Below are 19,410 nucleotides of genomic sequence, written 5' to 3'. Positions count from 1 at the left end.
CCCCTTGCGTCTGATTGATCCGAAACCTGCCCCGCGTTATCGTTTCCGAAACACGAAACGGCAAGAGAAGCTCTGCGACCGGGTCACATAATCGCCCAATTGAGACGTCAAAACGCGACCCAAACCAGTTCGAGGCCGAGCGGAATGTTCCAGACCACGAAACCGACGTCCACCTGGGCGCTTTTCTTCAATTTCCTCGGGGTGACCTATCACGCCTCGGTCCGTCGCGTGCGCCAGACTCATGGCAACGCCATGGTCGCGATCGGGCTGAGCATCATGCAAAGCCTTTTGTTCGTCGCTGCGTTCTATTTCATGTTCAACCTCCTCGGGACCCGCACGATGGCGATCCGCGGGGATTTCATGCTGTACCTGCTGACGGGGATTTTCCTGTATCTCTCCCACATTCAGGCGGTGACGGCGATCATGCGCACCGATGGGCCGACCTCGTCCATGATGCAGCACGCGCCGATGAACACGCTCGTCTCGATCCTCTCTGCGGCGCTGTCCACGCTATACGTCAAGACGATCAGCCTTTTGGTGATCCTTTTCTGCCTGCACACCCTGGTGTCACCGATCGAACTGCATGACTGGGCGGGCGCGTTCATGATGTTCTTGCTGGCCTGGGGATCGGGCTGCGCGGTGGGCTTGATCCTGCTGGCGCTGAAACCCTGGGCCCCGGATGTCGTCGCCATCCTCCAGTTGGTCTATGTCCGCGCCAACATGATCGCCTCGGGCAAGATGTTCGTCGCCAACATGATGCCTAGCTTCATGGTCAGCATGTTCGACTGGAACCCGCTGTTTCACATCATCGACCAGGCCCGCGGCTTCACCTTCGTGAACTACTTTCCCCACTACACCAATTGGCAGTACCCGCTTTACGCGACCTTGGTGCTGATCCTCTTGGGCACCTTGGGCGATTTCTACACGCGCAAGCATGCCTCGGTGAGCTGGGACGCCAAGCGTTAATCCACCACCCGAAGCGTCAGGTTGATCCGGCCACCTTGCGGCAAGAGGGTGGAACTGCCCGGCTTGACCCGATCTATGCCGTGATAGGCCAGCCGCGACGCCCCGGACAGAACAGCCACGTCGCCCGAGCGCAGCCAGATGGATTTGGTCGGCCCGCCGTGCGTGGTCTGGCCGACCCGGAACAAGGCCTCATCTCCGAGAGAGATCGAGACCACCGGCATGTCGAAATCGGCCTCGTCCCGGTCCTGGTGCAGCCCCATGCGCGCGCCTTCATCGTAGAAATTGACAAGGCAGCACTGCGGCGGGCGATCCACCCCGGATACCTCCCGCCAGACCCGCAGCGCGATGGAGGGGATCGCGGGCCATTCCATCCCCTGCGGATGCAGGCGCTCGTAGCGATAGCCGCGGCGGTCCGAAACCCAGCCATAGTCGCCGGCCGAGGTCATCCGCACCGACATTTGCTTGCCCCGCGCCGTGACGGGATGAAACAGCGGCGCCGCCTGCACCACGCGTCGCAGATCCTCGACCAGTGCGACCTGGTCCGCCCGGTTCAGCAAGCCGGGCAGAACCCTCACGCCGTTCAGATCGATCTCGCTCATCTATGAATCTCGTCTTTCACATAACGTGCAACGCTTGCAGGGGTATGGACCCCTACTTATATAGCGACCGAAACCGGCTCGGCGTGCAATCGGGTCGGTCACATTCCACGTCAGAAGTGGCGGCTCGGGGGCCGCGATCGGACCCGCCCCGCCCGTTCGCTTGAAGAAAGGGACCAGACAACCATGGCCAAAGTGATCGGTATCGACCTCGGCACCACCAACTCCTGTGTCGCTATCATGGATGGTAGCCAGCCCAAGGTCATCGAAAACTCCGAAGGGGCGCGCACGACGCCCTCGATCGTCGCCTATACCGACGATGAACGCCTCGTCGGCCAGCCGGCCAAGCGCCAGGCGGTGACGAACCCCGAAAACACCATCTTCGCCGTCAAGCGCCTGATCGGCCGCCGTCTCGGCGACGCCGAAGTCGAGAAGGACAAGGGTCTTGTCCCCTACAAGATCGTCGATGGCGGCAACGGCGACGCCTGGGTCGAGGTGAATGGCGAGAAGTACAGCCCCTCGCAGATCTCGGCGCAGATCCTCGGCAAGATGAAGGAAACCGCCGAAAGCTATCTCGGCGAGGATGTGACGCAGGCCGTCATCACGGTTCCCGCCTATTTCAACGACGCCCAGCGCCAGGCCACCAAGGACGCCGGCAAGATCGCCGGTCTGGAAGTGCTGCGCATCATCAACGAGCCGACGGCGGCCGCACTGGCCTACGGTCTCGACAAGAAGGACAGCAAGACGATCGCGGTCTATGACCTTGGCGGCGGCACCTTCGACATCACCATTCTGGAAATCGACGACGGCCTGTTCGAGGTGAAGTCGACCAACGGGGACACGTTCCTTGGCGGTGAAGACTTCGACATGCGGATCGTCAATTACCTGGCGCAAGAGTTCAAGAAAGAGCATTCGGTCGACCTGACCCAGGACAAGATGGCCCTGCAGCGCCTGAAAGAGGCGGCGGAAAAGGCCAAGATCGAACTTTCCAGCTCCAGCCAGACCGAGATCAACCAGCCCTTCATCTCGATGGGGTCCAACGGTCAGCCGCTGCACATGGTCATGAAGCTGACCCGCGCCAAGCTGGAAAGCCTCGTTGGCGACCTGATCAAGCAGTCGCTCAAGCCCTGCCAGGCCGCTCTGAAAGATGCCGGTCTGTCGAAAGGCGAGATCGACGAGGTGGTTCTGGTCGGCGGCATGACCCGCATGCCCAAGGTGGTGGAGGAAGTGACCAACTTCTTCGGGAAAGAGCCGCACAAGGGTGTGAACCCTGACGAGGTCGTGGCCCTGGGCGCCGCCATCCAGGCCGGTGTTCTGCAAGGTGACGTGAAGGACGTTGTCCTGCTCGACGTGACGCCGCTGTCGCTGGGTATTGAAACGCTGGGTGGGGTCTTCACCCGCCTGATCGACCGCAACACGACGATCCCGACCAAGAAGGCGCAGATCTTCTCGACCGCCGAGGACAACCAGAACGCCGTGACCATCCGCGTCTTCCAGGGTGAGCGCGAGATGGCGGCCGACAACAAGATGCTCGGTCAGTTCAACCTGGAGAACATCCCGCCCGCCCCGCGCGGCGTGCCGCAGATCGAGGTGACCTTCGACATCGACGCCAACGGCATCGTGTCGGTCGGCGCCAAGGACAAGGGCACCGGCAAGGAGCAGAAGATCACCATCCAGGCGTCGGGTGGTCTGTCGGACGAGGATATCGACCGCATGGTGCGCGAGGCCGAGGAAAACGCCGAGGCCGACAAGGAGCGCAAGGAACTGGTCGAAACCACGAACCAGGCCGAAAGCCTGATTCACTCGACCGAGAAATCGCTTGAGGAGCATGGTGAAAAGGTCGATCCGACCACGGTCGAAGCGATCGAACTGGCCATCAAGAACCTCAAGGAACAACTTGAGACCGGCGAAGTCAGCAAGATCAAGGGCGGCATCCAGAACGTGACCGAAGCCTCGATGAAGCTGGGTGAAGCCATCTACAAGGCGCAACAGGAAGAGGCCGAGGCCGGCGAGGCATCGGACGAAGACGAAGCGCGCCCCGTGGATGACGACATCGTGGACGCCGATTTCGAAGATCTCGACGACGATCGCAAGCGGTCGTGATCTCGTAACGTGATCCGTGCCGAGGCCGGTCCGGGAAACCGGGTCGGCCCCTGCATTTCCGGAGGAACGGAAAACCCATGGCAAAACGCGATTACTACGAGGTTCTAGGGGTCGAGCGCGGCGCGTCCGCGGACGAGATCAAGAAGGGCTATCGCAAGAAAGCGAAAGAGCTTCACCCCGACCGCAACTCGGACAACCCCGATGCCGAGGCCCAGTTCAAGGAAGTGAACGAGGCCTATGATGTGCTGAAGGATCCCGAGAAGAAGGCGGCCTATGATCGGTTCGGCCACGCGGCCTTCGATGGCGGCATGGCGGGTGGTCCTCGCGCCGGGGGATATGGCGGCGGCCCGGGCCAGGGCGACTTCGCCAGCGCCTTTTCCGACGTGTTCGAAGATCTGTTCGGCGATTTCATGGGCGGCCAACGAGGCCCTGGGGGCGGACGCCGCAGCCGGGCGACGCGTGGCTCCGACCTGCGGTACAACCTGCGGATCAGCCTCGAAGAGGCCTATTCGGGCCTGCAAAAGCAGATCACCGTGCCCAGCTCGGTGCCCTGTTCCTCCTGTAGCGGAACCGGATCGGACGGCGGATCGGAGCCTGTGACCTGTCCCACCTGTTCGGGGATGGGCAAGGTCCGCGCGCAGCAGGGCTTCTTCACCGTCGAGCGCACCTGCCCGACCTGCTCGGGTGCTGGCCAGATCGTCAAGAACCCCTGCTCGGTCTGCGGTGGCGCTGGGCGCGTGCAGAAAGACCGCGCACTCAGCGTGAACATCCCCGCCGGTGTCGAAACCGGCACCCGCATCCGCCTGTCGGGTGAAGGTGAGGCCGGGTTGCGCGGTGGACCGGCCGGCGATCTCTACATCTTTATCGAGGTCGAAGATCATCCGCTGTTCCAGCGCGATGGCATGGATCTGTTTTGCCGCGTGCCGGTTTCGATGGTCACGGCAGCGCTGGGGGGCGAGGTCGAAGTACCCACCATCGACGGCGGCCGCAGCCGGGTGAAAGTGCCCGAAGGCAGCCAGTCGGGCCGCCAGATGCGCCTGCGCAGCAAGGGCATGCCTGCCCTGCGCGGGTCGGGCAGCGGCGACATGTATATTGAACTGGCCGTTGAGACACCCGTCAAACTGACCAGCGAACAAAAGGCCCTGCTGCGCCAGTTCGAAGAGAGCTTTTCCCAGTCGAACAACCCCAACGCGTCGGGCTTTTTCGACAAGGTCAAGAAATTCTGGGACGACTTGGCAAGCTGACCCAACCGGACCGCGAACAGGCCCCCGTTTTCGGGGGCCTTTTTCGTGGGTTCCTTGCCAGCGACCTTGAGAAAACGTGACTGGATGGCTGCCCTGACGCCAGTTAACCTTTCGCTGCGCAAACAGGGATAATTTTCATGAAGCTATCAAGTGCTTTGACGCTTGGGGTTGCCGTCGCCATCGGAACCGCCGCCGTCGCGCATCAGGGCGTAGAAAACCCGGCTGTCCTAGCCCGGATGAATAACATGACCGACATGGGAGACAGCGTTGAGGCGCTGGTGAACATGATGCGGGGCACCACCGCGTTCGACCGGGCATTGGCAAACCAGGCCTTGCAGGACCTTCGGACTCAGTCTTCCGAGATCGTGCCGCTGTTCCGGAACCCCGGGGATGACCCGGCCACAGAAGCCTTGGACACGATCTGGCTGGAATTCGCGGATTTCACCAACAGGGCCAACCGACTGGAGATGGCCGCAGGTGAACTGGCCGGAGGCATCGAAACCCTTGGCGATGTGCGCCCTGCGCTTCAGAGCATCGGGGAAACATGCTCGGGGTGCCATGATATCTACAGGCAGGAGTGACATGCGCATGACAAGGTTTTCACGGCCGGCCTTGGTGGCCGCATTGTGTGTTTCGGCCCTATCCGCCCATGCCGGTCACGAGTTGTTGGACCGGGATGTCGAGAATGGCCAAGCGCTTTATGCCGATCACTGCGCGTCCTGCCACGGGGCCAACCTCGAAGGGCAGGAGGATTGGCGTTTTCCCGGGCCGGACGGCGTTTTGCCCGCCCCACCGCATGATGAAACGGGGCACACCTGGCACCACGATAATGTCTTGCTGTTCGACTACACGCGCCTTGGCGGTCAGGGCGCGCTTGCCCAGCGCGGTATTGCGGATTTTCGCAGCGGAATGCCGGCCTTCGAAGGCACGCTGAGCGACGAGGAAATCTGGGAAGTTCTGGCCTATATCCGGTCGACCTGGCCGGATCGCGTGCAGGACATTCAAGCGATGCGAAACCCGCCGCACTGACGCGGCGGGCCGGTCCCTCGATCAGCGGTTTCGCCCGATCTCGCAGGCCGCCATCACCGCCATGTTCAGGATGTCGTTTGCCGTGGATACCGTCGAACAGATCTGAATTGGGCTTTGCAACCCGGTCAGGATCGGGCCGATCACCGTGGCCCCCGCCATTTCCTGCATCAGTTTCACGCTGATACTGGCCGAATGGCGGGCCGGTACGACCAACACATTCGCGGGCCCGGACAGGCGGCAGAACGGGTATTGCGCCATGACCTTGGGGTTCAGGGCCACATCCACGGTCATCTCGCCATCATATTCGAAATCCACGCCACGCTGGTCCAGAACGGCCGGGGCGCGATGCATTTTCTCGGCGCGTTCGCTGACCGGATAGCCAAAGGTCGAAAAGCTGACGAAGGCCACGCGCGGTTCGATCCCCAATTCGCGGGCGACATGCGCCCCACGCTCGGCGATCAAGGCCAGATCGGCCTCGGCAGGCCATTCATTGACCAGCGTGTCGCCGATTAGGACGATCTTGCCCTTGTGCAGCAAGGCGGTGATCCCGACCGCCCCATCCGCCGCACCGGCATCAAAGACCTTGCCGATCATCTCAAGCACATGGGCTGATTTCCGTGTCGCCCCCGTGACCAACGCATCGCCATGGCCATGGGCCAGCATCAGCGCGGCAAAGACGTGGCGATCCCGCGCGGCCAGCTTGTGGATGTCGTGCCGATCAAAGCCCTTGCGCTGCAAACGCTGGTAAAGGAAGGATTTGTAGCTTTCGAGATGCTCGGTATTGGCGGCGTTCACGACCTCCAACTCGCGCACGGCATCTCCAAGGCCCGCCGCCTCAAGCTTGTCCTTCACGTCGGACTCGCGGCCCACCACCAGCGCCTTGCCCAATCCATTGCGCTGATAGGCGACAGCGGCGCGCAAGACGCGGACATCATCACCTTCGGCAAAAATCATGCGGGCCTGCGTATTCCGCGCCCGTGCATAGATACCTTGCAGGATGGAACTGGTCGGGTCCATCCGCGCGCGCAGACCATCGGCATAACCTTCCAGATCGACGATGGGCCGCCGCGACACGCCCGTGTCCATCCCGGCCCGCGCAACGGCGGGGGGCACCGTGTAGATCAGGCGCGGATCGAAGGGTGTGGGGATGATGTAGTCACGCCCGAAGCTCAGCTTGCGGCCATAGGCCATGGCCACCTCGTCCGGCACGTCCTCGCGCGCGAGGGCGGCGAGCGCTTCGGCGCAGGCGATCTTCATCTCGTCGTTGATGGCGCGGGCGTGAATATCCAGCGCCCCGCGGAACAGATACGGGAAGCCGAGGACGTTGTTCACCTGGTTCGGATAATCAGACCGCCCGGTGGCGACGATGGCATCGACACGCACCTCGTGCGCCTCTTCCGGCGTGATCTCGGGGTCGGGGTTCGCCATGGCGAAAATGACCGGGTTGTCGGCCATGGATTTCACCATGTCCTGCGTCACCGCCCCCTTCACCGACACGCCCAGGAACACGTCGGCCCCTTCCATCGCCTCTTCCAGCGTGCGCATGTCGGTGGCGACGGCATGGGCCGATTTCCATTGGTTCATGCCCGCCGTTCGACCCTGGTAGATCACGCCCTTCGTGTCGCAGACGATGCAGTTTTCATGCCGCGCGCCCATGGCTTTCAGCAGCTCGATACAGGCGATCCCGGCGGCCCCGGCGCCGTTCAGGACGATCCGGCAATCCTCGATCTTCTTGCCCGACAGGTGCAGCGCGTTGATCAGGCCGGCGGCGCAGATGACCGCCGTGCCGTGCTGGTCGTCGTGGAAGACGGGGATATCCATCTTTTCCTTCAAAGCCTGCTCGATGATGAAGCATTCCGGCGCCTTGATATCTTCGAGGTTCACACCGCCGAAGCTCGGGCCCATAAGCTGCACGGCCTTGATGAACTCGTCCGGGTCCTCGGTATCCAGCTCGATATCGATGGCGTTGACGTCGGCAAAGCGTTTGAAAAGCACCGCCTTGCCCTCCATCACCGGTTTGGAGGCCAGCGCGCCGAGATTGCCGAGGCCCAGAACCGCCGTCCCGTTCGAGATGACGGCGACCATGTTGCCCTTGGTCGTGTAATCATAGGCGGTTTCAGGGTTTTCCGCGATCACCTCGCAGGGGACGGCCACACCGGGCGAATAGGCAAGGCTCAGGTCACGTTGCGTGGTCATCGGGGTCGATGCCAGGACCTCGATCTTCCCCGGCGTCGGCTCCAGGTGATAGGCAAGCGCCTCGTCCCGCGTGATACGTGTTTTCTCGGCCAAGCCTCGTCCCTCCCTTTGCGCGTCGTCACGTCTTAGCGGGCAGAAAAAGCGACGACAATGACGGCTTTGCCGCTTCAATCCCGGCGCGCGCTTGCGTAGTGTCATCCGGCCAAAACGGGGGATGGGCATGACCGCACACGTCACGCCGATGATGGCGCAGTATCTGGAGATCAAGGCGCAACATGCCGATGCGCTTTTGTTCTACCGGATGGGCGATTTCTACGAGATGTTCTTCGAGGATGCGGTCGCCGCAGCCGAGGCGCTGGATATCGCGCTGACCAAGCGCGGCAAGCATGATGGCGACGACATCCCGATGTGCGGTGTCCCGGTCCACAGCGCCGAAAGTTACCTGCTGACGCTGATCCGCAAAGGGTTTCGCGTCGCCATTTGCGAGCAGATGGAGGACCCCGCCGAGGCGAAGAAACGCGGCGGCTCCAAGGCTGTTGTCCGGCGCGAGGTCGTGCGGCTGGTCACCCCCGGCACGCTGACCGAAGACAGCCTGCTGGATGCGCGGCGGCACAATTTCCTGGCCGCCTATGCCGAGGTTCGCGGCGAAGGTGCCCTGGCCTGGGCCGATATTTCGACGGGCGATTTCCGCGTTCTGCCCTGCCCGCCCGTCCGGCTTGGCCCGGAACTGGCGCGGCTGGCCCCGCGCGAGGTGCTGGTTCAGGACAGTATGGAGGTGGCCCGGCAGGACGCCGTCGCCGAAATGGGGGCCGCCGTCACGCCCCTTTCGCCCGGCAGTTTTGACTCTCAATCCGCGGAAAAACGGCTTCAGGATCTGTTCGCCGTCGGAACGCTGGAGGCGTTCGGCGCCTTTTCCCGTGCCGAGCTGGGCGCCATGGGGGCGTTGATCGACTATCTCGATCTGACCCAGAAAGGGAGCTTGCCCCTGCTTCGCGCACCCCGGCAGCAGACCAGCAGCGGCATCCTGCAACTCGACGCCGCCACGCGCCGAAACCTCGAACTGACCCATGCGCTGTCGGGCGGGCGGGCGAACAGCCTGTTATCGGTGCTCGACCGGACGCTGACCGCGGGCGGCGGGCGTCTTTTGGAACGTCGCCTGTCTGGCCCTTCAACCCACCTCGATACCATCCGCGCGCGGCACGACGCCGTGTCGTTTTTCGTCTCTGAAACGCAGGTTAGAGACGATCAGGATGCCCTGATGCGGCAGACCCCCGACCTTGACCGGGCCTTGTCGCGGCTTGCCCTCGACCGTGGCGGCCCGCGCGACCTCGCCGCGATCCGCGATGGGTTGGCCGGTGCCTTGCGACTGGCGGAACGCCTTGACGGCATCGAATTGCCGCCCCTGCTGGCCGAGGCGCGCGAGGGTCTGCTGGGCCATGATGATCTGCGCGACCAGTTGGACGCAGCCCTGGTTGCGGAACCGCCCGTTCAACTGCGCGATGGCGGGCTGATCGCGGGGGGCTACGATGCCGAGTTGGACGAGGCGCGCAAGCTGCGGGACGAAGGGCGCGGTGTCATCGCCGGGATGCAAGCCGAGTATATCGAGGCGACCGGTGTCAAGTCCCTGAAGATCAAGCACAATAACGTGCTGGGCTATTTCATCGAAACGACGTCGACCCACGCGGAAAAGATGCTGGCACCGCCCCTTTCGGAACGCTTCATTCATCGCCAGACCACCGCGAATGCGGTTCGGTTTACCACGGTGGACCTGTCCGAGTTGGAGACGCGCATCCTGAACGCGGGGAACCGGGCGTTGGAGATCGAACGCGCCTTGTTCCAGTCCCTGCGGGACGCCGTGCTAGAGGGTCATGACCGCATCGGCGTCGCCGCCCGCGCCTTGGCCGAGCTGGATCTGGCCGCCGCACTGGCCCGCCGCGCCCGAGAGGGCGACTGGACCAAGCCGGAGATGACCGATGACCGGTCCTTCGTGATCACAGGCGGACGGCATCCGGTTGTCGAAGCTGCACTCTCGAAATCCGGCACACCTTTCGTCGCCAATGACTGCGCGCTATCGCCGGACAAGGACGGGGCCGCGATCACCCTTCTGACCGGCCCCAACATGGCGGGTAAATCGACATGGTTGCGCCAGAATGCCCTGATCGCGATTCTGGCTCAAATGGGCAGTTTCGTGCCTGCCGACAGCGCGAAAATCGGACTGGTGAGCCAGGTTTTCAGCCGCGTCGGCGCCTCGGACGATCTGGCGCGCGGGCGTTCGACCTTCATGGTGGAAATGGTCGAAACAGCCACCATTCTCAACCAGGCCGACGACCGCGCGCTTGTCATCCTCGACGAGATCGGGCGCGGCACGGCGACCTATGACGGGCTGTCCATCGCCTGGGCCACGCTGGAACATCTGCACGAGGTCAATCGTTGCCGCGCGCTTTTCGCGACCCACTACCACGAGATGACCTCGCTGTCGGCCAAGCTGGATGGCCTGACCAACGCGACGATGGCCGTGAAGGAATGGGACGGCGAGATTATCTTCCTGCACGAGGTGCGGCCCGGGGCGGCGGATCGATCCTACGGGGTGCAGGTCGCGAAACTGGCGGGGCTGCCGGCCCAGGTGATCGAGCGCGCGCAGATCGTTCTGGATGCCTTGGAACAGGGCGAACGCGAAGGCCCCGAGCGCAGCACGCTGATCGACGATCTGCCCCTGTTCTCGGCGACGCCGCCCAAGCCGGCCGCGCGTCCCGTGAAACCGTCCGAGGTCGAGGACCGCCTGCGCGGCACCCATCCCGACGAGATGACGGCGCGCGAGGCGTTGAACCTGATCTATGACCTGAAATCGATGCTGGGCGACTGATCAGCCGGGGTTGGACGACACGCCAACCTGCGCCGGACGCAACAGCCGGTCGTGCAGCAAGAAGCCCTCGGCCATGACCTGGATGATCTCGCCCGCTTTCGTTTCCGGCACCGGGGCCTCGAACATGGCCTGATGCATCTGCGGATCGAAACTGTCGCCGACCTCGGGCGCGACGGGCGTGACGCCGTGCTTCGAGAAGATGTTGATCAACTCGCGCATCGTCAGCTCGACGCCTTCGATCACGCCGCCCGCGATATTGCGCTCTTCCTCGCTGGCGGCGTCGATGGCGCGCTTGAGGTTGTCGTAAACCGGCAAAAGATCCCGCGCCAGGCGCGAGCCGCCGTAATGCTCGGCTTCGCGGCGATCCCGCTCGGCGCGCTTGCGGCTGTTCTCGGCATCGGCCAATGCGCGCAGCATACGGTCGCGAAGTTCGTCGCGTTCAGCCCGCAAAAGCTCAAGCTCGACCTCCGGATCAGCCGCGTCGACCTTGGCCGCCTCTTCTTCCGCAGCAGGCGCTTGCTCTTCCTCGAATTGGTCCTGTTTCGGCTCTGCCATCTTACCCTCTCAAGACCGGTCGGAAATCAATCGACCGACCAGTTGCGCTGTGTAGTCCACGATCGGGACGATACGGCCATAGTTCAGCCGGGTCGGGCCAATGACGCCGACCGCGCCCACAATCTTTCGATCAGCGTTCATATATGGAGAGACGACCAGACTGGAACCCGAAAGTGAAAACAACTTGTTCTCGGAGCCGATGAAAATGCGCACACCATCGCCGCCCTCGGTCAGTTCAAGGAATTCCGCGATGTCGCGCTTGCGTTCAAGGTCGTCGAACAGCTGGCGAATGCGGTCGAGGTCCTCGGCCTCGGACGAATCTTCCAACAGGTTGGACCGTCCGCGCACGATCAACCGCTCGGTCCGGTCGCCGTCATTTTCCCAAACCGCCAAGCCGCTTTGGATCAGGCTATCGGCCAGGGTGTCGATCTCGCGTTTGCGGGTTTCGACCTCGCGGTCCATCAAGGCCCTGAGCGACGAGATTGTCTGTCCAGCCAGCCGCGCATTCAGGAAATTCGCGGCCTCGCGCATCGAACTTGGCGTAGAGCCGGGCGGCGGCGCGAACAGCCGGTTCTCGACATGACCATCGGAAAAGACCAGGACGACCAAGGCCTGCTCGGGCGACAATGACACGAACTCGATATGCTGGATCGGCGCCTCGTGTTTGGGCGACAGGACAAGGCTGGCCCCGCGTGTCGCCACCGACAACGCACTGCCCACCCGATCGAGCAGGCCCGACACATCCGCCGCGTTCGACCCCAGCGTTTCATCGAGCGACGCTTTTTCCTGGGCGCTCAGATCGCCGACTTCCAGGAAGCCGTCGACGAACATCCGTAGGCCAAGCTGTGTCGGAACCCGCCCGGCCGAGACATGCGGACTGCCGAGGAGGCCCAGGTATTCAAGATCCTGCATGACGTTGCGCACTGTCGCGGCCGAGACCTTTTCCGACAGCGTCCGCGTCAAGGTTCGAGAGCCCACCGGCGACCCGGTCTCAAGGTATCCCTCGACCACACGCCGAAAGACCTCACGCGACCGATCGTTGAGTTCTTCAAGGATATCCGACTGTTCCGCCATTCCGTCCAATGACCTCACCAAGGCATCCTGCCACGACCGCCATTCGGGGTTGCCCGGTGTGTCATGGCAGATTATCCCGCAACGGGAAATCAGGAGAAATCTATGCGTCCTTCCGGCCGAAACCTAGACGAAATGCGTTCAATTTCCATCGAGACGGGGGTCATGCGCCATGCCGAGGGATCATGCCTGATCCGGTGCGGCGATACCCATGTCCTGTGCAGCGCCTCGCTGGAAGAACGCGTGCCGCCCTTTCTGCGCAACTCTGGCCAGGGGTGGGTCACGGCGGAATACGGAATGCTGCCGCGCGCAACTCACACCCGGGGCCGGCGCGAGGCTGCTGCCGGCAAACAATCCGGTCGCACGCAGGAAATCCAGCGCCTGATCGGCCGCGCCTTGCGCGCCGGTGTGGATCGACAGGCGCTTGGCGAACGGCAAATCACGGTCGATTGCGATGTCATCCAGGCCGATGGCGGCACGCGCTGCGCCTCGATCACCGGCGGCTGGGTGGCCCTGCGCCTTGCGGTGAACAAACTGCTCAAGGCGGGCGACATCACCAGCGACCCGATCATCGACCATATCGCGGCGGTGTCTTGCGGTGTCTACGCTGGCCAACCGGTGCTGGATCTCGACTATGCCGAGGATTCCGAGGCCGGAACCGACAGCAATTTCGTCATGACGGGCAACCGCACCCTGATCGAGGTTCAGGCCAGCGCAGAGGGGGCGGCCTTTACCCGCGGACAGTTCGAAGAAATGTTCAGCCTTGCCGAAAAAGGTGTGGCCGAGCTGGTCGCCGCGCAGAAAGCGGCTGTCGCCTGATGCGCCGCTTCGACGGAACGAAGCTGCTGGTTGCTACGCATAACCAGGGCAAGCTGGAAGAAATCGCGCATTTGCTGGCCGATTACGGGATCACCGTGACCTCTGCCAAGGATCACGACCTGCCCGAGCCCGAGGAAACCGGCACCACTTTCGTCGAAAACGCCCGCATCAAGGCCCATGCGGCGGCCAAGGCAACGGGACTGCCCGCCTTGGCCGATGATTCCGGTATCGAGATTGACGGTCTGGGAGGTGCGCCCGGTGTCTACACGGCCGATTGGGCCGAAACGCCGAATGGGCGCGATTTCGTTATGGCGATGCAGAAAACCCATGACGAACTGGAAAAGGTGAACGCCCCCCACCCCCGCACGGCGCGGTTTTGCTGCACGCTGGTCCTTGCCTGGCCCGATGGCCATGACGAGGTGTTCCCCGGTGTGATGGAAGGTCAGGTCGTTTGGCCAATGCGCGGCGATCAGGGGCATGGGTATGACCCGATCTTCCAACCCCAAGGCTACGACATCACCTTTGGCGAGATGGACCGCTGGGAAAAGAACCGCATCAGCCATCGCGCCGATGCGTTCCGCAAGCTGGTGAAGGCGTTTGAGCCGGCCTGATTGGGAAGAAGGCGGCTTCGGCCTCTATATCCATTGGCCGTTTTGCCAGGCCAAATGCCCGTATTGCGATTTCAATAGCCATGTGGTCGCCCAGATCGACCAGGATCGCTGGAAACGCGCCTATCTTTCCGAGGTTGAACGGCTCGCCACTGAACTACCGGGCCGGACGCTGCAAAGCGTCTTCTTCGGCGGCGGAACGCCTTCGCTCATGGCGCCTGAAACGGTCGCTGCCGTGGTCGACGCGATCCGCAAGGCTTGGCCCGTTGCTAATGACATCGAGATCACGCTGGAAGCCAACCCTACTTCAGTCGAGGCAGGCCGTTTTCGCGGCTATCGGGATGCCGGGGTAAACCGTGTCTCCATGGGCATTCAGGCTCTGAATGACGACGATTTGCGACGGCTCGGGCGGCTGCACAGCGTGGCCGAGGCCCGCACCGCCTTCGACATTGCGAGACACGTCTTTGATCGGGTCAGCTTCGACCTGATCTACGCGCGCCAACATCAAACCGTTGGAGATTGGCGCGCAGAACTGACCGAGGCGCTGTCCATGGCGGCCGATCACCTGTCGCTCTATCAGCTGACCATCGAACCCGGCACCGCCTTTGGCGATCGGTTCGCAAAAGGCGGGCTGAAGGGATTGCCAGACGACGACCTCGGCGCCGACATGTATGCGCTGACGCAAGATCTTTGCGATAAAGCGGGTCTACCGGCCTATGAAGTGTCGAACCACGCTGGCGATATGGCACAGTCGCGTCACAACCTGATCTATTGGCGCGCGGGCGATTGGGGCGGGATCGGACCCGGCGCACATGGTCGCCATACGATCGGGGACCAACGATTTGCCACCGAAACCGCCCTTTCGCCCATGGAATGGCTCTTACACGTAGAAAAGCAGGGATCGGGAGAGAGTGCCCGAACGGGGGTTTCGCCGGAAGATCAGGGCACGGAATACCTCATGATGGGACTGCGCCTTGCCGAAGGGATCGACCTAGCGCGGTATCAACGCATGACCGGGGATGCGTTGGATACGACGCACCTCAAGCCGTTGATTGAAGACGGTTTTCTCGAAATTATAGGTTCTCGTCTCAGGACGACCGATGCCGGTCGCCCGTTGCTCAACGCGATTCTCAGGGATTTGATCGTGTAATCAATGACTTGTCGCTGACAGCAGGCGCATGAGGTCGTCAAGCTGGGCCAAGTCTTTGTAATTGATGGAAATTTTTCCCGATCCCTTGGCCTCGTCGTGATCGATAGCCACCTTCATACCCAATGCCGCGCCCAGATCGGACTCGAGCGCGCGCGTATCGGCGTCTTTTGCCGGTGCCGCGTGGCGCTGCTTGGGCGTTGAGAACCCCTCGGCCGCTTTTTTGGCCAGTTTCTCGACCTCGCGAACGGACAAACCCTTCGAAACAGCCATGCGCGCCAACCCGACAGGGTCATCCGTGGTGATCAACGCCCGCGCATGACCCGCAGACAGGTGCCCTTCCCGCAGCATGTCCTGCACTTCATCGGGCAGTTGAAGAAGCCGCATCAGGTTCGCAACGTGACTGCGGCTTTTGCCCATTGCGGTCGCCAACTGCTCTTGCGTGTGACCGAAGCGGTCCATCAACTGACGATAGCCCTGCGCCTCTTCCACGGCGTTCAGATCCGCACGCTGGATATTCTCGATGATCGCGACTTCCAGGACTTCCGTATCGTCGAAATCCCGCACGATGGCCGGCAATTCATGGAGTTGCGCCCGCTGCGCCGCGCGCCAGCGGCGTTCACCGGCCACGATTTGAAATCTCTGCGCATCGCTCGGGTCAATCCGCAAGATCAGCGGCTGGATCACCCCCTTCTCCCGGATCGAAGATGCGAGTTCATCCAGCGCCTCCTCCGAGAAAGCGCGACGGGGCTGATCCGGGTTTGGCACGATCCGATCAATCGGGATGACCCGTTCGGCACGGGGCGTTGCGCCCTCGGAAGCCGTTTCGGCAGAAGTTTCTGCCGTTTCGTCGGGCTGGATATCCGCCATCAGCGCCGACAGGCCGCGGCCCAATCCCTTGCGGTCCCGTTTCTGTGCCATCACGCCTGCTCCTGTTCTGCCGCGTTGCGCGCCATCAGTTCCTCGGCCAAGGCGATATAGGCCTGGCTGCCTTTTGAGGTTGGATCATAGTCGATCACCGGAAGCGCAAAAGACGGCGCCTCGGACACCCGCACGTTACGCGGCACGCAGGTTTTGTAGACCAACTCACCCAGGGTTTCGCGCGCGTCTGCCTCCACCTGCCGCGAGAGGTTGTTGCGCAGGTCATACATCGTCAGGACGATGCCCTCGATGCGGAGTTCGGGGTTCGCCGTCTCTCGCACCTCTCGCACGGTCAGCATCAATTGTGACAAACCTTCCAGCGCGAAAAATTCCGATTGCAGCGGCACCAGAACCGCATCCGCCGCGACCAGGGCATTCACGGTCAACAAGCTCAACGAGGGCGGGCAGTCGATGAGGACGTAATCATACATCCGCGCGTCCGGGCCGCGCAGCGCCTCTTTCAAAAGGAAGACGCGGTTTCCCTGCGACACAAGCTCCACATCTGTTGAGCTCAGGTCGGTCGTCGCAGGCGCAATCGAGAGGTTTTCAACGTCGGTCGGCTTGATCACCTGCGCCAACGGCGCGTCGTCCAACAACAAGTCATAGGTGGTCAGATCCCGCGCTGACGGTTCGATGCCCAACCCCGTAGACGCGTTCCCTTGCGGATCGATATCCACGATCAACACGCGCTTATCCATCCGGGCCAAGGCTGCACCAAGGTTGATCGCCGTCGTCGTCTTCCCCACGCCCCCCTTTTGATTGGTGATCGCCAGGATTCGCGGCTGCGTCAGGTCAGGCATGGGCGATATGTCCTATCCGAAGGATGGCGGCGTCGGCCGCTGTGACCGAGGGGATGATCTCGACCTCCATTTGCCAGTCGGCCCGGGCGCTTTCAAGCTCCTCCAAGTGGGACGTGCCCTTTTGGAAAACGCAAACCCCGTCCATGGCCAAATGGCGGTCGGCAAAGCCCAGCAATTGATCAAGCGGCGCGAGGGCGCGCGCCGACAGCACGGCGGCATCCTGCGGCGGCACATCTTCGATTCGGCGGCTGAAGACGTGGATCGGCACATCGCATTGGCGGGCAACTTCACGCAGGAAGCTGCATTTCCTGATATCGCTTTCGACGAAGGAAAAGGACAGGTCCGGTGCCTTTTCAACCGCGATCAACGCGCAGACAAGACCAGGAAAACCGCCGCCGCTTCCGATATCCACCCATCGACCCGAGGAGACCCGAGCGGCATCGAACACCTGCGACGAATCAAGGAAATGCCGATGCCACGCATGGGCGAGCGTTGCGGGCGCGACAAGGTTGATGGCTTTCTGCCACTTCACCAGCGCCGCATGATAGAGGGTCAGCCGTTCCTGTGTTTCACGTGAAACATCGCGGAAGAGCTGATCCCGCGCCTCTTCATCCGTCATGCGCTGCGCCTTTCGGCCTGGCGCAATTTGGTCAGGATCAGCGCAAGCGCCGCCGGCGTCATTCCGTCGATCCGCCCCGCCTGCCCCAGCGTCGCCGGTCGAATGCGCGCCAGCTTTCCGCGAAGCTCGTTCGACAGCCCTGTAACCTCTTCATAAACGAATTCGGCCGGGATCTTTTGGGCCTCATCCCGCCGCAAGGCCTCCGCATCCCGATGCTGCCGTTCGACGTAGGTCGCATAAAGCGCTTCGATCTCAAGTTGCTCGCGTATCCCATCCTCGACCTCGGCCAAGCCGGGCACCACCGGGTCAAGATGCGCGATCTCGATATCCGGGAAAGACAGAAGCTGAAACGCGCTGCGCTTTTGCCCATCCTGGTTCACGCGCAAACCCGCCGCCTTCGCTTCGCTGGGGGTCACGAGCGCGCCCATCATCATCTCGCGCGCGATTGACAGACGATCCATCTTTTCTTCAAACGCAGCACGCCGGTCATCACCCACAAGGCCAAGCGCAATGGCCTTCGGCGTCAGGCGTTGATCGGCATTATCCGCCCTCAGGGACAAGCGGTACTCCGCGCGCGAGGTGAACATGCGGTACGGCTCCGACACGCCACGCGTTACCAGGTCGTCGATCAAAACGCCGATATACCCTTCGTCGCGGGCAAACCCCACGGGCTCCAGCTTTTTCGCCAGGTGCGCGGCGTTCAGGCCAGCCACCAAACCTTGTGCGGCCGCTTCTTCGTAGCCGGTGGTGCCGTTGATCTGGCCGGCAAGGAACAGCCCCGGCAAATCTTTCAACTGCAGGTGCGAATCGAGCGATCGGGGATCCACGTAATCATATTCGATCGCGTAGCCCGGTTGCAGGATCTCGGCATTCTCAAGTCCTTCGATGGAATGGACGTAATCAGCCTGAACATCGATGGGGAGCGAGGTCGAAATCCCGTTGGGATAGACGACATCGCTGTCCAAACCTTCCGGCTCAAGGAAAATCTGGTGCGACGCCTTATCGGCAAACCGCACGATCTTGTCTTCGATCGACGGGCAATAGCGCGGCCCGACACCCTCGATATGCCCGCCATACATGGCCGAGCGGTCGAGATTCGCGCGGATGATGTCGTGGGTCTTCTCGTTCGTGTGCGTGATTCCGCAGGCGATCTGGCGAACGGATGGCGCCGTGGACATGAAGGAAAACAGGAACGGGTCGTCGTCCGCTGGCTGCAAGTCCAGCCCATTCCAGGCGATGGTCTTGCTGTTCAATCGCGGCGGCGTCCCGGTTTTCAAACGACCGAGCGGCAAACCGAGCGAGTCCAGTCGTTCGGCCAGCTTGACCGACGGCTTATCGCCCATCCGTCCGCCTTCATGCTTCTGGTCGCCGATATGAATGACGCCCCGCAGGAAGGTTCCCGTCGTCAGAACAACGGCGCGGGCCGAAATCCGGCTTCCGTCAGCCAGTTCCACCCCTGCAATGCGCGTGCCCTCCACGACCAGATCCGCCACCTCCCCTTCGATGATTTCGAGATTCGGCTGTTGGGTCACAAGCTCCATGATCGCAGCACGATACAGCGCGCGATCCGATTGCGTCCGCGGCCCGCGCACCGCGGGCCCCTTGCGGCGATTCAAAAGACGGAACTGGATGCCGGACCGGTCTGCGGCCAAACCCATGACCCCGCCCAATGCATCGATCTCACGGACAAGGTGCCCCTTTCCAAGGCCGCCAATCGCGGGGTTGCACGACATTACCCCAATGCCGTCGCGGCGCAGGGTGACCAAGGCGGTGCGCCCACCGGAGCGGGCGGCGGTATGCGCGGCCTCTACGCCGGCATGGCCACCCCCGATGACGACGACGTCAAAATCGGCATGTTTCACGTGAAACACTC

17 protein-coding genes are annotated in these 19,410 nt (G+C 62.4%); 9 read left to right on the top strand and 8 right to left on the bottom strand.

What is annotated here, in order from left to right; translation table 11 throughout:
* Window positions 1-144 precede the first annotated feature (144 nt).
* A complete protein-coding gene (locus ABD923_RS12660) occupies window positions 145-966 on the top strand; it encodes an ABC transporter permease (RefSeq protein ID WP_259548553.1) in 822 nt (273 codons plus the stop codon).
* Here ABD923_RS12660 and ABD923_RS12655 read toward each other — a convergent pair.
* The gene (locus ABD923_RS12655; RefSeq protein ID WP_259548555.1) at window positions 963-1,565 is read right to left on the bottom strand and encodes an alpha-ketoglutarate-dependent dioxygenase AlkB family protein; all 603 of its coding nucleotides are present in this window, start codon (window positions 1,563-1,565) and stop codon (window positions 963-965) included. The genes ABD923_RS12660 and ABD923_RS12655 overlap by 4 nt on opposite strands.
* Before the next feature lie 183 nt (window positions 1,566-1,748).
* Between ABD923_RS12655 and dnaK the strand changes: the two genes are divergently transcribed.
* The 4 genes from dnaK (at window position 1,749) to ABD923_RS12635 (ending at window position 5,938) form a co-directional block, all read left to right on the top strand.
* Window positions 1,749-3,665, top strand: a complete 1,917-nt coding sequence (dnaK, locus tag ABD923_RS12650) for a molecular chaperone DnaK (RefSeq protein WP_222189885.1) — start codon at window positions 1,749-1,751, stop codon at window positions 3,663-3,665.
* Window positions 3,666-3,742: 77 nt separating this feature from the next.
* Window positions 3,743-4,909 carry a molecular chaperone DnaJ gene (gene dnaJ / locus ABD923_RS12645; RefSeq protein WP_259548557.1) on the top strand — a complete coding sequence of 389 codons (1,167 nt, stop codon included), beginning with the start codon at window positions 3,743-3,745 and terminating at the stop codon, window positions 4,907-4,909.
* 137 nt (window positions 4,910-5,046) lie between these two features.
* Window positions 5,047-5,490 (top strand): c-type cytochrome, encoded by a 444-nt coding sequence (locus ABD923_RS12640; RefSeq protein WP_259548560.1) that lies wholly within the window; start codon window positions 5,047-5,049, stop codon window positions 5,488-5,490.
* 1 nt (window position 5,491) lies between these two features.
* Window positions 5,492-5,938: a c-type cytochrome gene (locus ABD923_RS12635; protein WP_259548561.1), complete on the top strand. Its 447-nt coding sequence runs from the start codon at window positions 5,492-5,494 to the stop codon at window positions 5,936-5,938.
* Window positions 5,939-5,959: 21 nt separating this feature from the next.
* Here the strand turns inward: ABD923_RS12635 and ABD923_RS12630 are convergent, their stop codons facing one another.
* The gene (locus tag ABD923_RS12630; RefSeq protein ID WP_259548563.1) at window positions 5,960-8,227 is read right to left on the bottom strand and encodes an NADP-dependent malic enzyme; all 2,268 of its coding nucleotides are present in this window, start codon (window positions 8,225-8,227) and stop codon (window positions 5,960-5,962) included.
* Window positions 8,228-8,354: 127 nt separating this feature from the next.
* Between ABD923_RS12630 and mutS the strand changes: the two genes are divergently transcribed.
* A complete protein-coding gene (mutS, locus tag ABD923_RS12625) occupies window positions 8,355-10,997 on the top strand; it encodes a DNA mismatch repair protein MutS (protein ID WP_259548565.1) in 2,643 nt (880 codons plus the stop codon).
* Here mutS and ABD923_RS12620 read toward each other — a convergent pair whose 3' ends face one another.
* Window positions 10,998-11,552 carry a nucleotide exchange factor GrpE gene (locus ABD923_RS12620; RefSeq protein ID WP_259548569.1) on the bottom strand — a complete coding sequence of 185 codons (555 nt, stop codon included), beginning with the start codon at window positions 11,550-11,552 and terminating at the stop codon, window positions 10,998-11,000.
* A 9-nt stretch (window positions 11,553-11,561) separates the two neighbouring features.
* Window positions 11,562-12,626, bottom strand: a complete 1,065-nt coding sequence (hrcA, locus tag ABD923_RS12615; protein ID WP_222191250.1) for a heat-inducible transcriptional repressor HrcA — start codon at window positions 12,624-12,626, stop codon at window positions 11,562-11,564.
* A 102-nt stretch (window positions 12,627-12,728) separates the two neighbouring features.
* Between hrcA and rph the strand changes: the two genes are divergently transcribed.
* The 3 genes from rph to hemW are packed head-to-tail and all read left to right on the top strand — an operon-like array spanning window position 12,729 to window position 15,200.
* Window positions 12,729-13,442, top strand: coding sequence for a ribonuclease PH (gene rph / locus ABD923_RS12610; protein ID WP_222189909.1), 714 nt, complete (start codon window positions 12,729-12,731; stop codon window positions 13,440-13,442).
* Complete coding sequence (gene rdgB / locus ABD923_RS12605) at window positions 13,442-14,053, top strand: RdgB/HAM1 family non-canonical purine NTP pyrophosphatase (protein WP_259548571.1); 612 nt, start codon at window positions 13,442-13,444, stop codon at window positions 14,051-14,053. The genes rph and rdgB overlap by 1 nt, the downstream gene beginning before the upstream one ends.
* Window positions 14,040-15,200, top strand: coding sequence for a radical SAM family heme chaperone HemW (gene hemW, locus ABD923_RS12600; protein WP_259548572.1), 1,161 nt, complete (start codon window positions 14,040-14,042; stop codon window positions 15,198-15,200). The genes rdgB and hemW overlap by 14 nt, the downstream gene beginning before the upstream one ends.
* On the opposite strand, the gene ABD923_RS12595 is transcribed toward hemW, so the two are convergent.
* The 4 genes from ABD923_RS12595 to mnmG are packed head-to-tail and all read right to left on the bottom strand — an operon-like array spanning window position 15,201 to window position 19,408.
* A complete protein-coding gene (locus tag ABD923_RS12595; RefSeq protein ID WP_259548574.1) occupies window positions 15,201-16,118 on the bottom strand; it encodes a ParB/RepB/Spo0J family partition protein in 918 nt (305 codons plus the stop codon). It abuts the gene before it with no gap.
* Complete coding sequence (locus ABD923_RS12590) at window positions 16,118-16,918, bottom strand: ParA family protein (protein ID WP_259548575.1); 801 nt, start codon at window positions 16,916-16,918, stop codon at window positions 16,118-16,120. The genes ABD923_RS12595 and ABD923_RS12590 overlap by 1 nt, the downstream gene beginning before the upstream one ends.
* Complete coding sequence (gene rsmG, locus ABD923_RS12585; protein WP_259548576.1) at window positions 16,911-17,537, bottom strand: 16S rRNA (guanine(527)-N(7))-methyltransferase RsmG; 627 nt, start codon at window positions 17,535-17,537, stop codon at window positions 16,911-16,913. Before rsmG ends, ABD923_RS12590 begins: the two co-directional genes overlap by 8 nt.
* On the bottom strand, window positions 17,534-19,408 hold the full coding sequence (mnmG, locus tag ABD923_RS12580; protein WP_259548577.1) for a tRNA uridine-5-carboxymethylaminomethyl(34) synthesis enzyme MnmG: 1,875 nt from the start codon (window positions 19,406-19,408) through the stop codon (window positions 17,534-17,536). The genes rsmG and mnmG overlap by 4 nt, the downstream gene beginning before the upstream one ends.
* Window positions 19,409-19,410: the final 2 nt, after the last annotated feature.

Origin of the sequence: [Roseibacterium] beibuensis (assembly GCF_039542305.1) — a bacterium.
GTDB lineage: Bacteria > Pseudomonadota > Alphaproteobacteria > Rhodobacterales > Rhodobacteraceae > Roseibacterium > Roseibacterium beibuensis.
Note: the sequence above shows the minus strand (reverse complement) of the source record. Positions and strands in the feature narration are given on the sequence as shown.

Excerpts from the sequence above, each read along its gene's own strand:
- hrcA (WP_222191250.1), bottom strand. The coding sequence starts at position 12,626 with ATGGCGGAACAGTCGGATATCCTTGAAGAACTCAACGATCGGTCGCGT.
- mutS (WP_259548565.1), top strand. The coding sequence starts at position 8,355 with ATGACCGCACACGTCACGCCGATGATGGCGCAGTATCTGGAGATCAAG.
- rdgB (WP_259548571.1), top strand. The coding sequence starts at position 13,442 with ATGCGCCGCTTCGACGGAACGAAGCTGCTGGTTGCTACGCATAACCAG.
- dnaJ (WP_259548557.1), top strand. The coding sequence starts at position 3,743 with ATGGCAAAACGCGATTACTACGAGGTTCTAGGGGTCGAGCGCGGCGCG.
- ABD923_RS12640 (WP_259548560.1), top strand. The coding sequence starts at position 5,047 with ATGAAGCTATCAAGTGCTTTGACGCTTGGGGTTGCCGTCGCCATCGGA.
- dnaK (WP_222189885.1), top strand. The coding sequence starts at position 1,749 with ATGGCCAAAGTGATCGGTATCGACCTCGGCACCACCAACTCCTGTGTC.
- ABD923_RS12655 (WP_259548555.1), bottom strand. The coding sequence starts at position 1,565 with ATGAGCGAGATCGATCTGAACGGCGTGAGGGTTCTGCCCGGCTTGCTG.
- ABD923_RS12595 (WP_259548574.1), bottom strand. The coding sequence starts at position 16,118 with ATGGCACAGAAACGGGACCGCAAGGGATTGGGCCGCGGCCTGTCGGCG.
- rph (WP_222189909.1), top strand. The coding sequence starts at position 12,729 with ATGCGTCCTTCCGGCCGAAACCTAGACGAAATGCGTTCAATTTCCATC.
- rsmG (WP_259548576.1), bottom strand. The coding sequence starts at position 17,537 with ATGACGGATGAAGAGGCGCGGGATCAGCTCTTCCGCGATGTTTCACGT.
- ABD923_RS12620 (WP_259548569.1), bottom strand. The coding sequence starts at position 11,552 with ATGGCAGAGCCGAAACAGGACCAATTCGAGGAAGAGCAAGCGCCTGCT.
- ABD923_RS12590 (WP_259548575.1), bottom strand. The coding sequence starts at position 16,918 with ATGCCTGACCTGACGCAGCCGCGAATCCTGGCGATCACCAATCAAAAG.
- ABD923_RS12660 (WP_259548553.1), top strand. The coding sequence starts at position 145 with ATGTTCCAGACCACGAAACCGACGTCCACCTGGGCGCTTTTCTTCAAT.
- ABD923_RS12635 (WP_259548561.1), top strand. The coding sequence starts at position 5,492 with ATGCGCATGACAAGGTTTTCACGGCCGGCCTTGGTGGCCGCATTGTGT.